The 12,837-nt window shown below is 56.4% G+C and carries 11 protein-coding genes; 7 read left to right on the top strand and 4 right to left on the bottom strand.

The window, feature by feature from the left end; genetic code table 11:
• Positions 1-3: 3 nt before the first annotated feature.
• The 6 genes from QLQ17_RS02730 (at position 4) to QLQ17_RS02705 (ending at position 4,464) form a co-directional block, all read left to right on the top strand.
• Positions 4-810, top strand: coding sequence for a peptidylprolyl isomerase (locus QLQ17_RS02730; RefSeq protein ID WP_283208001.1), 807 nt, complete (start codon positions 4-6; stop codon positions 808-810).
• A 135-nt stretch (positions 811-945) separates the two neighbouring features.
• Entirely contained in the window at positions 946-1,317 is a 372-nt protein-coding gene (locus QLQ17_RS02725) for a SirB2 family protein (protein ID WP_283208000.1), read from the top strand.
• 127 nt (positions 1,318-1,444) lie between these two features.
• Positions 1,445-2,008 carry a molybdenum cofactor biosynthesis protein B gene (gene moaB, locus QLQ17_RS02720; RefSeq protein ID WP_283207999.1) on the top strand — a complete coding sequence of 188 codons (564 nt, stop codon included), beginning with the start codon at positions 1,445-1,447 and terminating at the stop codon, positions 2,006-2,008.
• Positions 2,008-3,270 (top strand): molybdopterin molybdotransferase MoeA, encoded by a 1,263-nt coding sequence (locus tag QLQ17_RS02715; protein WP_283207998.1) that lies wholly within the window; start codon positions 2,008-2,010, stop codon positions 3,268-3,270. Before moaB ends, QLQ17_RS02715 begins: the two co-directional genes overlap by 1 nt.
• On the top strand, positions 3,236-3,985 hold the full coding sequence (locus QLQ17_RS02710; RefSeq protein WP_283207997.1) for a Crp/Fnr family transcriptional regulator: 750 nt from the start codon (positions 3,236-3,238) through the stop codon (positions 3,983-3,985). Before QLQ17_RS02715 ends, QLQ17_RS02710 begins: the two co-directional genes overlap by 35 nt.
• Positions 3,986-4,062: 77 nt before the next feature.
• Positions 4,063-4,464, top strand: coding sequence for a ribonucleotide reductase subunit alpha (locus tag QLQ17_RS02705; protein ID WP_283207996.1), 402 nt, complete (start codon positions 4,063-4,065; stop codon positions 4,462-4,464).
• A gap of 22 nt (positions 4,465-4,486) precedes the next feature.
• Here the strand turns inward: QLQ17_RS02705 and moaA are convergent, their stop codons facing one another.
• From moaA to QLQ17_RS02690, 3 genes are all read right to left on the bottom strand, one after another.
• Positions 4,487-5,485, bottom strand: coding sequence for a GTP 3',8-cyclase MoaA (gene moaA / locus QLQ17_RS02700; RefSeq protein WP_283207995.1), 999 nt, complete (start codon positions 5,483-5,485; stop codon positions 4,487-4,489).
• A gap of 103 nt (positions 5,486-5,588) precedes the next feature.
• A complete protein-coding gene (locus tag QLQ17_RS02695) occupies positions 5,589-6,455 on the bottom strand; it encodes a phosphoribulokinase (RefSeq protein ID WP_283207994.1) in 867 nt (288 codons plus the stop codon).
• Between the two features lie 44 nt (positions 6,456-6,499).
• Positions 6,500-10,294, bottom strand: coding sequence for a DUF1631 family protein (locus tag QLQ17_RS02690; RefSeq protein ID WP_283207993.1), 3,795 nt, complete (start codon positions 10,292-10,294; stop codon positions 6,500-6,502).
• A gap of 166 nt (positions 10,295-10,460) precedes the next feature.
• Between QLQ17_RS02690 and QLQ17_RS02685 the strand changes: the two genes are divergently transcribed.
• Positions 10,461-11,546 carry an aminopeptidase gene (locus tag QLQ17_RS02685; protein ID WP_283207992.1) on the top strand — a complete coding sequence of 362 codons (1,086 nt, stop codon included), beginning with the start codon at positions 10,461-10,463 and terminating at the stop codon, positions 11,544-11,546.
• Here the strand turns inward: QLQ17_RS02685 and argA are convergent.
• The gene (argA, locus tag QLQ17_RS02680; RefSeq protein WP_283207991.1) at positions 11,514-12,827 is read right to left on the bottom strand and encodes an amino-acid N-acetyltransferase; all 1,314 of its coding nucleotides are present in this window, start codon (positions 12,825-12,827) and stop codon (positions 11,514-11,516) included. The two genes, QLQ17_RS02685 and argA, sit on opposite strands and share 33 nt — an antisense overlap.
• Positions 12,828-12,837 lie beyond the last annotated feature (10 nt).

Raw genomic sequence — 12,837 nt, 5'->3', positions numbered from 1 at the left:
ATCATGCAACTCATCCCCGTCGGCGACGCCGAAAAGCCCAGAAACCAGTTTCCGCCGGTGACCGTAGGAGACACCCTCATCGGCGAAGACGACATCGCCCGGGAAATGCAGCACCACCCGGCCGAAGAAGTCGCCGAAGCCTGGCACGAAGCTGCCAGAAGCCTAGTCATCCGCGAACTGCTTTTGCAACAGGCCAGCCGCCTAAAACTCGACGCCATCGCCGACGAAGAGGAACGCATCGCCCGGGTTCTCGAACTCGAGCTTAACGTCCCGGACCCCACAGAGGACGACTGCGAACGCTTCTATAACGCCAACCCGGCGCGCTTCCGCAGTCCGACTCTCATGGCCGTCAGCCACATCCTGCTCGCCGCCGCTCCGGATGATGTCCAGGAACGCCTGCGCCAGGAGGAAGCCGGGCAACAATTGCTGTCATCCCTGATCGAAGGCCGTTCCCGGTTTGCCGAACTGGCCAAACAATACTCCGCCTGCGAATCGCGCCACCAGGGCGGGAGCCTCGGCCAGATCAGCAAAGGTCAGACTGTTGACGAATTCGAGCGCCCTGTTTTGTCTCTCGAGGAAGGTCTCAACCCGGAACTGATTGAAACCCGCTACGGCTGGCACATCGTTCGTATCGACCAGCGAATCGATGGTCAACAGCTTCCTTACGAACACGTCAAACCTCAGGTACAGCAATATCTGCGTGAGAGCGTGACCCGCCGGGCCTGCCGCCAATACTTGCAGATATTGGCGGCGGACACGGGAGTGAAAGGGGTCGATCTGGAGCTGCCGGATTCGCCGTTAATGCAGTGACCGACTCGCACTCAACTAAGGTCCGATCATTCGCCAGGCGCTTCAGTCCTTAGACCATGTGGATCAGGAGGGCCCTCACTAGCACTCACGACAAACTGGATGATGTCGACAGGTAACAGTCTCGAGGATTCGTCTATGAGCATCTACCTGCTCCTGAAAAGTATGCACATGACAGCCGCCTACTTGACGGTGGTTCTGTTTTCCCTGCGGCTGTTGCTGGATGCAGTGGGCAAACCCGACTGGCGCAAAACACCGCTGCGCTGGATTCCCCATGCCAATGACACAGTCTTGTTGGTCGCGGCTATAAGCCTGCTTTTCGTGACACCCTGGATGCCCTTTGTGCATGGTTGGTTAACCGCCAAGATTCTACTGCTGGTTGGCTACATTGTGGCCGGAGCATTCGCCATGAAGGAAACCCGAGGTCTTCAGGTAAGGCTGATTGCCACAGTTCTGGCGCTGGTCCAGATCATGGCGATTTTTCATCTGGCGATTTATAAACCTTTCTAGCCTGCCCCCGCCCCACGGTATACCCCATAACAACCACCAAACTACTCCCTCTGGGGGAGCGATCAAGGCTCCCCCCTCCGCGTAAAATCGACATCAGTAAAAACCTGTTTTCTGCGAGGATTTACCCATGTCTCACGCCTCGGCCGACGCGCCCTTTCAACCCCTGGATATAGCCGTACTGACCGTATCCGACACTCGATCACTAGACAACGATCAGTCGGGCGATACGCTTGAGCAGCGCCTTTGTAATGCTGGGCACCTGTTAAGCGAACGGGTTTTGGTGAAAGACGATGTTTACGCCATTCGTGAGGTGGTTTCCCGCTGGATTGCCAGCGATCAGGTTGCAGTGATCCTGGTGACTGGAGGCACAGGTTTTTCTAGCCGCGACAATACTCCCGAGGCGCTGATGCCGCTGTTCGACAAGACTGTTGAAGGCTATGGCGAGCTTTTTCGCCATCTCTCGCTGGCCAGCATCGGCACCTCAACCATTCAGTCCCGCGCGGTTGCTGGACTGGCAAACCGAACACTGATTTCCGCCATGCCCGGCGCGCCGAGAGCCTGCGCCCTTGCCTGGGACGAAATCATCGGTCCCCAACTGGACTTACGCCACCGGCCTTGCAATTTCGTTGACCTGCTTCAACAACACCCCCGCTCGACCTGCGGCTCGCGGTCTATTGCTGGAGCAGCCTGATGACTGAATGTCTATGCGATCTTGAGCAACATCGTCAGAACGATTCTCAGAAACCCAACCTGATAACCGTCGAAAAAGCGCAAGCGGAGATGGCCCGACTTGCCCGCTGCCAGGTAGGCATCGAGGAAGTCCCGCTGGAACTCGCCCAGGGACGAATCCTTGCCAGCGACGTGTTCGCGACCCTGTCCGTACCACCCTATGACAACAGCGCTATGGACGGCTATGGGCTGAACATTGATGACCTGCCGCAAAACCATCAGTTACAGGTAACTCAGCGCGTGCCTGCAGGTACGTCGCCATCGTCACTTCAAAGTGGCACGGCTATCCGCATCTTCACCGGGGCCCCCGTTCCTACCGGTGTCGACACGGTGGTTCCTCAGGAACAGGTGCGCCAGCTTGAAGGAACTCGTATCGAAATAACCGCCACACCGACCAGAGGCCAAAATATTCGACGTGCAGGGGAAGATGTACAGGCGGGCGCCAGATTGCTGGCCGCTGGAACCCGGCTGGAGGCAGCCGAGCTTGGCGTTCTGGCAAGTCAGGGCATCTCGGATATTCCAGTCTACCGGCGCCTGCGGGTTGCCGTTGTAACTACCGGGAACGAGCTGATCACCCCCGGGCAACCCCTAAAGGCGGGCCAGATCTATAACAGCAACAGCGTCACTATAGGCGCCGCTCTTCAACGCCTGGGCTGCGAGGTCACACGTTTTCCAACCCTCGCGGATAGTGGGCAAGCCACAAGAGATGCGCTCGCGAAGTCTGCCAGTGAACACGATCTGGTCATCACCACCGGCGGAGTATCTGTGGGCGACGAAGACTATGTCAGACCAGCGCTGGAATCACTTGGGTACCTGCATCTATGGGGCATAGCCATGAAACCCGGTAAACCTTTTGCCTTTGGTCAGATTGGCACTACACCGGTGGTCTGCTTGCCAGGTAACCCCACGGCTGCGCTGGTCACTTTCGAAGTCATGGCCATACCACTCCTGCGACGTCTGATGGGTACGAAGCCTACGAAGGCTCGCGCAACCTCGCTGCCTGCCGGTTTCAACCGACGCAAAACCACTGTCCGACAGGAGTACCTTCGCGTCTTTCTGGATCAAACCTCAGGGGTGCCCACAGCTATTCCCGCAGGCTCGCAGAGCTCCGGCGTGTTGTCAGTTGCCAGCAAAGCAGACGGGTATTTCATTATTCCCCCTCAGACCCCGGTTAATGAAGGAGAGCATTATGACTTTGTCTACCGCGACAACTTCTATCAATAACCCTGGCCTTCAGGACATTCCGCCGGTCATCTGCGATGTCCAGACAAGCCTGACAGAGCTACGCCGGCATCCGCTGTTCCAACACCTGACCGACAGCGACTTCAACAACCTGGCGACACGAATCCGGGTGATTGACATGGACCGGCATGAACTGCTGTATCGTCAGGACACCGATGCCAGTCATTTTTATTTCGTCGTTGACGGGCGGTTGCGACTTTACCGGCTGGATTACTCCGGCTATGAACGCACCCTGGACAGCATCGGTCCCGGTGATTGCCTGGCAGAGGTCATGATTTATGCCATGCCTGCACGTTACGCCTGCTACGCCGAATCGCTCAAACGCACCAGGGTGTTGAGTATTCCCATTCGGGCCTACCGCCTCTTGATTCAGTCCAATCCAACCTATACCGAAATTGCGCTGACCCATTATGCGTCCCGGGCGGTGTCACGATTCCATGATCTGGAAATAATGACCATTCAGAGCGCGCGGGATCGTCTGATCCGATATCTGCTGAATCTGCTGCCAGCGGATACTAAACCTGATGGTGAGATTGAATTGCCACTACCCAAATGCCTGATCGCGTCAAGGCTGGCAATGCAGCCCGAAACCTTCTCCAGAATACTGGCTGAATTGAAGGCCAACGGATTGATAAGGGTGAATCGAAGCAAGCTCTATGTCTCGGACCCCCAGCGACTGAAAGAGATCGGTCAGTAGAAGCAAAAAAGTCAGCCCGGCTCATCGCCCGCCAGCCGTAAATTTCAGCGGGCCGTTAACCGCAAGGATTGTTAAAAATGATCAGCAGTTACAGTGACCTTATTCAAGTGTCCAGAACCCAGCAGGAGCTCCAGCGCCTGCTTTTCGTATTCTGCCGAGCGGAATTGCCGGATCAGGCTTCCCCGGAAGAACGAGCCTCATTCGAGCGCGGCGAAGGCGGCGCCCTGACACCGGTGGTCTGTGTCGACAAGACCCCCGATGAAGCAGCTGAGTTTTCAGTGCTGGTAGAAGAATCCAAAGCGACCGGTCAATCCTGGGATATCGTTTTCGTCGCTACCATGTCCGGTCACGGAGGCTTTGAGCCATCGTCTGATCAGGCGCAACAACCGTTAAACATGATGGTGGAGTCCATTCGACTGGGACACATCAGCAATTTTTTGCCGCTAAACACCAAGGGCGAGGCAATTTCTCTTAAATGAGCCGGGCGTTCACGACCGGCGATTAACCGCCGGTCATATTCATGAATCGCAAAATCTGAACGTCACCATTGGTCGAAAAATAGTGGCGCTCTGGTTTTAACTCCATAGCCTCAATGATGGTCTTCCTGAGCCTATTTTCCGTATCAGGATTGCCCCGCAAGACACGACGCAGATCTACCGAATGTTCATTGCCCAAACAGAGCAACAGCCTACCGTCCGCAGTGACTCGCACGCGATTGCACGTAGCGCAGAAATTATGGGAGTGGGGTGAAATAAATCCGACGCGGATCGAACTGTCTGGCATTCGATAATACCGGGCAGGGCCACCCGAATCTTCCGTGGCTGGCAACAACACATGATGCCTGCGGACAACCTTCTTGACCTCATCACTGGTGAACAATGCAAGACCGCGATCGTGCTCAGAAATCTCGCCCAGCGGCATTTCTTCGATAAAGCTGATGTCCACTCGTTTCTGGCGGGCAAACTCGATCAGTGCGGGGATTTCCTCATCGTTGCGGCCTTTCATGACCACCGTATTGAGCTTTATACCCGGAAAGCCGGCATCGCGCGCAGCGTCAATTCCGTCCAATACCTTACTCAGATTTCCAGTACGGGTAATATCCGCAAATTTCCGGGCATCCAAAGAATCGAGGCTAATGTTCAGACGGTGCAGGCCAGCTTTGCGCAATGGTTCTGCCATGTCGACCAGTTGGCTGCCGTTGGTCGTCATGGCGAAATCCCGCAGCCCCAGAGTTCCTATTTCCTTAACCAGATCAAGGATATCCCTGCGCACCAGCGGTTCTCCCCCGGTCAGGCGGATCTTTTCTGTTCCTAGCGCAGTGAAATTCCGGGCGAGCCGGGCGATCTCTTCCAGGGTGAGAACTAGCTGTCGTGGTAGGAAGGTCATGTCTTCGTCCATGCAGTACACACAGCGAAAATCACAGCGGTCGGTAACAGATAACCGCACATAGTTGATGGTGCGGCCGAATCGATCCTTCAGCGGCCGAATAGCAGATACCATAGGAGTCCTGTTTCACAAAATCTGATAAGACCATTGTTGCAGCAGGGCCGACCACAACCGATACCTAACAAGGGGTAAACGGCGGGTGCATTGGTAAGTGTCGTCAGGCAAACGGCTTGTGAGCCATAATCTCCAGAACCATCGGACGCATGATCAGATCCATGGCCAGGGAAAGCTTGGTACCGGGTATGACCAGCGTGTCGTATCGGGACAAATGGCTACCCGCAATCATTTGCAACAGATACGGAAAGTCCACCTCGGAAGAATCCCAGAAACGAATAACGACCATGCTCTCGTCTTCCGTGGGTACGTCCCGAACCACAAAGGGATTGGAGGTATCCACCAGGGGAATGCGCTGGAAATTGACATGGGTGTGAGCAAACTGGGGCACGATGTCGTGAACGTAGTCGTCCATTCGGTTAATGATGGTCTCTACCACGGCATCCTTTGAATAGCCTCGCTTGTGCGTGTCCCGATGGATTTTCTGGATCCACTCGAGATTGACGATTGGAACCACACCCACCAGCAAGTCCACATACTGGGCAATGTTATAGGTGTCGCTGATCACGCCGCCATGAAGGCCTTCGTAAAACAGCAGGTCGGTGTCTGGCGCCAGTGGTCCCCAAGGCGTGAATGTACCGGGCTTGTAACCGGCCTCAATCAGCTCTCGATCTTCGTCGTGCACATACTGGCGATACTGGCCATTACCGGTATGGCCGTAGTCGTAAAACAGGGCTTCCAGCTTGTCGATGTGATTGGCGGCCAGTGCAAAGTGGTTGCGCTCGCCAAACTGGCCTTTGGCCGCAAGCCGTGCCATTTGCGCCCGGTTGTAGCGATGAAAACTGTCGCCACCAACCATGGCGGCGTTCAGATCCTCACTGGCAAACAATCGGCGGAAGATGCGGCCCGTGGTGGTTGTTCCCGCGCCCGAAGAGCCGGTAACCGCAATGATCGGATGGCGTTTTGACATGGTGCGAGGGCGTCCGGTTGCTCAATCGGGTTATCAAAAAGGAATCAGTCGAGGCTGCTGAGCAATCTGGGCTTCTCGATGACAAACCCCTGTGCGTAATCAGCTCCCAGATTCGTCAGCATATCGAGAACTGAGCGGGTTTCAACCTGAGACGCAATCACTTCACGTTTCATGTAGTGCGCCATATCAATCATGGACTTGACCATCGCACGGTCGGTTTCACTCTTGTCGAGCTCCCGGGTAAAGGCGCTGTCGAGCTTGATCAGATCTACTGGCAGGCTTCTCAGGAACTGGAAAGACGTTGGGCCGGTGCCAAAGTCCCCCAGACAGAACCGGCAGCCCAGTTCCTTCATTTCTTCGACAAACTCGGAAATGCTCTGCAGATCATTGATAGCAGAGGCTTCGGTGATCTCGAACCACAGTCTCTCAATGGGGGCGTCTTTCTGGCTGAGCTTGTCGTAGATGAACTCCATCAGTGACTGGTCATTCAACGAGTGACCGGACAGATTGATGCAGATACCGCCCATGTGGTCAGGATCTGGCGCCTTATCACGCAGCCAGTCCAGCACGTAACCCACCACCCAGCGGTCCACCGCCTGCATCCGATCATAACGCTCGGCCATCCGCACGAAATCCTTGCCGGTGATCAGGTTGCCGGTATCGTCATACATGCTGATCAGAATTTCGTATTGCGGCGACATCTTGGTGTCTGCGTGGAGCGGAATCATCTTCTGGCATCGCAACAGCATGCGCTCTTCGTTCAGGTCGCCCAGGCTGGCGACCTTGGCCGCGATCTGCTCCTGGCGGGCCTGGTCATGGGCATCCAGAGAGTATTCAATCACCTTGCCATGGCCTCGCTTCTTGGCGCTTTTCATGGCTTCTTCCGAGGCTTTCAGCCAGCGCTCGGCGTCCGCCAGCCCCGGGAACTCTGGCGCCAGGCCAGCGCTCGCCGACAGATGGTAGGTACCACTGTCGAACTTGAATTCGGTCTTCTCGATGGTCCCGACGATGTTCCTGGCCGACTCCATCGCATTTTCTGCTGGCAGGAGCACCGCAAATTCGTTTCCGGCCAGCCGTGCCAGAGGCATACCATCGCCCACCAGTTCGCGGAGAATGTCGGCAACCTGCTTCAGGGCATCGTCCCCGGCATGATAACCGGCAGTATCGTTCAACAACCGGAACTGCCTGAGATCCAGCCGCAACAAAGCACGCTCGTCTTCACGAATGGCTAGTTGCTGCTCCAGCATGCGCTCGAATTCCCGACGTCCCAGCAGGCCCGTGAGCTCATCGTGGGTGGACGCCCAGGACAGCTGGTCGTACACCTTCTTCACCATGCGGTCGATGCTTTCGTCCACCAGTGGCCGGTCATACTGGCTATCCGGAACGATCACGCCCTTGCGCATTTGTTTGGCCAGCGCTTCCAGTTCCAGCTCCACTACTCGCATGCCCTGATGGTTCACAAACACGAACCGGCTGAAGCCACGAGCCACCCACACCAAGCGGATGTACTGCGGTTCGTCCGGCTTGTCCTGATCCCGCATCCAGTCGCCGGTGCGCAGCTGTTGGGCACGATTGATCCAGCGCTGCAGGCTACGCTGTTCTCGCTCGGAGAGCGTCTTCTCGCTTTTCTCTTCCGGCTTTGAAACCGGCATCTCCACCATTTCTGGCGGCTCCTCGGGACTGCGCACCAGGAACTGTTTCAGCTCATCGCGAATCTGTGATGACGGCATGTGATTGCTGGAGATGGACGCCAGGCCATCCTGGATGACCCTCAGCAGCTCCGGAAGATTGATGTTGCTCTGCGGGTCGTCGGCAAAGGTCATTAATGAGTCGATCACCGACAGGTAATCCTGCCAAAGCGGACTGTCTTCGCCCTGTCGAATCCAGGTCAGCGAAAGCAGGTCTCTCCAACCACCGTCCAGCAGGCTCTTCACGGCACGGGGCACCTTCCGGCCACCCAACTTGGCTTCAAGAACCCGGGCGACCGCCGTTTTCGATTCCGCGACTTTCTGCGCACCTTCGGCTGCGGCGGTTACTCGCTCGACATTGCGCCGATACACCAGATTCTGGCGATCGATCAGAGTATCCAGTTCAGTGACGGCCGAATCGAACACCCCGGTGTCCTGTTCAAAATCGTTGTTTATGCGCTGAATCAGCTCATCGATGCGGCGTTGAACCACCGGGTTCAGCCGCCCTCCTTTGACGCCCAGCTGCGCGAGGCGATCCATGACACCTCGCACGGAACTGTCACGATCCTCAAAGAACTCCGGATCTCGCATAACCACTTTCAACACCGGCACTTCCAGCTGACGCATGCGTTCACGGGCGTACTCGCTGAGCTTGGGGCTTTCAGAGACGCTGTTGAAGAACCTATCGACCACGTCCAGCGTTGCCTGTTGTTCCTCACCGAGGGCGTGATCCCCGCTTGATTTCACCTGCTCGACCACCCGGTCCCGTAGGGTTGCATCTTCGTCGACAGGCGCCGCCTCAACCTGCAGCTGCTGCAGTTGCTTGTGCAGTTCTCCGGCTGACAGTTCACGAGCACCCGGTGAGAAAAGAACAGGTTCTGGATCGCCCCGGGCGACACGACTGGCACTGAGCGTTCCCAGCAGGCTGCGAACCGTGGCGAAAGCCGTTTGAGCAGCGGTGGAATAACCACGAAATTCCGAGGTTGACCGCATGCTCCTGGCGCCGAAACGTCGTCGACTGGCGGGTTCCGTGCCCCCCTGCTTCTCAGACTTTGGCTTTTCGACTGGCGTGCTCGCGCTGGTCTCCTGCTCCGCTTTTTCCTGCAGATCGGGTTTGGCCGGCTGTTGCGGTGTCTTTTTTTCCTGTTCAGGCTTGGGCGTCTGCTCACTGAGGTACTTGCTGAGATCAAGATCAGGCAATACGCCGTGACGCACCAGTATGTTATTCAACTCCTGGTACATGGGTTCAAGGTTTTTCAGCACGGTTTTGTCAAAGACGCGAAGGCATACTTTTTCGACATCTCTGGAGGACTTGAGCTGGCTCAGGCCGGCATGAAAGGATTCACAAATCAGCGCAGGTCCCAGCGGGTTGTGGTGACCGGTGGCATTGGAGACTCCCAGTTTGTCCAGTCTGAGCTTCAATTGCAGCAAGTCACCACGGTACTGGGTATCGGCTTTCGTCACCATGACCCGGAGTGTCAGCCAGTCTTCAAACTCACCTTTGTCGACAACCGACAGTTCAGAACCTGGCGCACCCTTCTGGGCAGGCTTCAACGGCGACTCAAGATTCTTGGCCATTTGGTGCCAGATAACCCGCTGTCTGGCCGCCAATTGCCCCGATGCGTCCATGAATTCGTTTGCCTGCTGGTCGTTACCCGCCTTCTGGGCGGATTCCTTGAGCGCCTTCACCATTTCTACCAGAGACGCATCCATCAACGGTTCGATGTATTGAATGACGGCCCTGGCGGTCTGATGCAATACGAACTGCACCCGGTCACTGGGTGCCTTCAGCGATACCCGCCCCTGATCGCGGCTTCCACCAACCTGGGACAGCATGGCATCGATGGCTTCCGGGTTCGAACGGGTAAAACTGACCCCCATAGCGCCATCAATCCGCCGCCGGACATCCACATGAAGCTCGTGCCGCTTGCGTCCATCGAGACTCCGGAAGCGCACTACCAAATCACTGGACTTGCCGTTTGAGAACAGCTGATCCAGACGTTTTGACGTGTCTCCTGAATAGCGGACGAACAGACCCTCGGCACAGAAATCTGAGATCTGGCACGGCAAGGCCTGGCCGTTACCCATATCCAGCTGCGCCGCGAGTTTTATAGGCTTTCGAGGGCTAGAACGACGTTCTTTCGGATCCATGAACTACCTGATATTGGTCAAACCTCTGACTCCGGAAAACTCTGGTTTCCAGTCAGCGGCCGGTCTCCCTGAGTACTGATATATCATAGGCGTTAAACTGACTGCGTCGGCGTGTACCATAGATCGGACGCAAGCGCCCAACCACCTCACAACACTGTGCAGCCAAATGTATAAACAGCTTAGCCAGATCTATACTTTAACGCTACTTATAGTGATCTGTTTCACATTTCTTAACGGCTGCTCTTCGGTTAGTTACTATCATCAGGCGGTAAGCGGCCACCTTTCGCTGATGATGTCGACGGAACCGGTGGAGGAGTGGCTTGCAGCCGGCGACACCCCGGATCACCTTAAGAAAAAACTCCAACTTGCACAGAAAGCACGCCAGTTTGCCCAGGATCGGCTGCATCTACCGGTAGGTGATGCGTTTTCCGAATACGTTGAGCTGGACCGCCCCTGGGTTCTGGTCAATCTGGTGGCGGTGCCCGAGTTTTCGCTGGACGCCCACCAGTGGTGTTATCCGTTTATTGGGTGTCAGGCCTACCGTGGCTACTACGACCTTGAAGACGCTCGCGCCGAGGCCCGGGAATTCAAGCAACTGAACTACGACACCTTTATCGGCGGCGTGACAGCCTACTCGACCCTGGGCTGGTTTGACGACCCCCTGCACACCGGTTTTACACGACTGTCCGATTCACGAATGGTGGCGCTGATGTTTCACGAACTGGCCCATCAGGTGATCTACATCAATGAGGACACGGCATTTAATGAGAGCTTCGCAACGGCCGTGGAACTTGAGGGACTGAGAGCCTGGCTTGAGCAACAGGGAGACACCAGCGGTTTTGATACGGCCCTGGAGCGACTGCGCCAAAGAGAACAGACGCTGGAACTGGTTGAGGATGCCACCGCCCGTTTAAGACAGCTTTACGACCAGCAGGCAACCCTGAGCGACTCCAGCCTGCGCGAGCAGAAGCGCAGAATTCTCGCCGGGCTGCGTCAGGCCTACCTGGCTCTGGCGGCGAACTGGAACCAACCAGGCCCCTTTGGCAGCGACCCCGGCGAACTCAACAACGCCAACCTGGCTCTTTTCCGCCAATACAACCAGTACGTGCCTGCGTTCCGCCAGCTGTTTCGAGAATCCGGTGAGCATTTCGATCGGTTCTATGAGGCAGTGCATCAATTGGGCGAGCTGGATGCAGAAGACCGGGCAGCTCGGCTGAACTCACTGACCCAGCGGTTTCACGAAAACCTTTGATCGACGCTCTACGTTGTATGAGGCCAGTTTGGGTCCCGGCAGTTCCGACACCGAGGACGTCTGAAAGCCCCGCTCTCGAAACCAATGTTCGGTCTGGGTCGTCAGTGCGAACAGACGCCTGATTCCCTGGCTCCGAGCCAGTTTTTCCACCATCGCCAGGATTTCATCGCCACGACCGGCCCGGCGATAGGCCTGATCCACGGCAAAGCAGGACAACTCACCCGCACCTTCCTCCGGGTAATGATGCAGAGCGGCACAACCAACAACGGTGCCGTCTCGTTCAGCCACGACGTAGCAACCGATTTCCGTTTCCAGCATCTCCCGGGAACGGCGCACCAGTATGCCCTTCTCCTCCAATGGCTGAATCAGGCTGAGAATGCCGCCAATATCCTCTACGCGGGCCTGCCGTATCTGTTCATAGTGATCGCCACTGACCAGAGTACCTGCCCCATCTCGGGTGAACAGCTCCTCTAACAAGGCGCCATCCTGAGCATGGCTGATGATGTGGGCGCGACGCACCCCTTTTACACAGGCATCACAAGCGGCGCTGAGTAAATCTCCATCATGACCTTTGACCTTCCCGGCGGCCATGAGCTGGGAAGCCTGGCGCGCTGTCAGCTCACGAATCAGTTCACCGCTGTCGTCTGGCAAACCCTGATTGTCGGTAAACATAATCAGTTTTTCAGCCTTCAGGGCGGCAGCGACCTGACTGCCGACATCCTCGTAGGAGAGATTGAACACGTCGCCTGTCGGCGAGTAGCCCAAAGGCGGCAACAGTACGATGTGACCCAGCTCCAGCAGTTTCTCAATGCCTGCGACATCGACACGGCGCACTTTACCGGTGTGGTGAAAATCAATGCCATCAAGAACACCAACAGGCTTGGCAGTGACGTAATTGCCACTACTGACGCGGATACGGGCATTGTGCATCGGCGAATTCACCAACCCCATGGAAAGCTGGCTTTCCAGGTGGGCACGCAGCGCGCCAATCGCTTCCAACGCCGGTAGCAACTGCTCCTGGGGCGTGACCCGCAACCCCTGATGAAAGACGGATTCCAGACCCATGGTATCCAGACGTGACTGAATCTGCGGCCTCGCGCCGAATGCCACCACCAGGCGCACACCCAGGCTGCTCAACAAGGCAATGTCGTGAATGATGTTGATCAGGTTGTTGTGAGCAATCGCATCACCACTCAGAGTGAGCACCACAGTTCGGCCGCGGTGCGCATTTATATAGGGTGATGAGTGGCGGAACCCGTGCAACCAGTCGTTGGATTTCAAACCTCTTTAC

Source organism: Marinobacter sp. CHS3-4 (genome assembly GCF_030053415.1).
Classification (GTDB): domain Bacteria; phylum Pseudomonadota; class Gammaproteobacteria; order Pseudomonadales; family Oleiphilaceae; genus Marinobacter.
The sequence above is the reverse complement of the archived record's forward strand: the minus strand, read 5'-3'. Positions and strand labels throughout refer to the sequence as shown.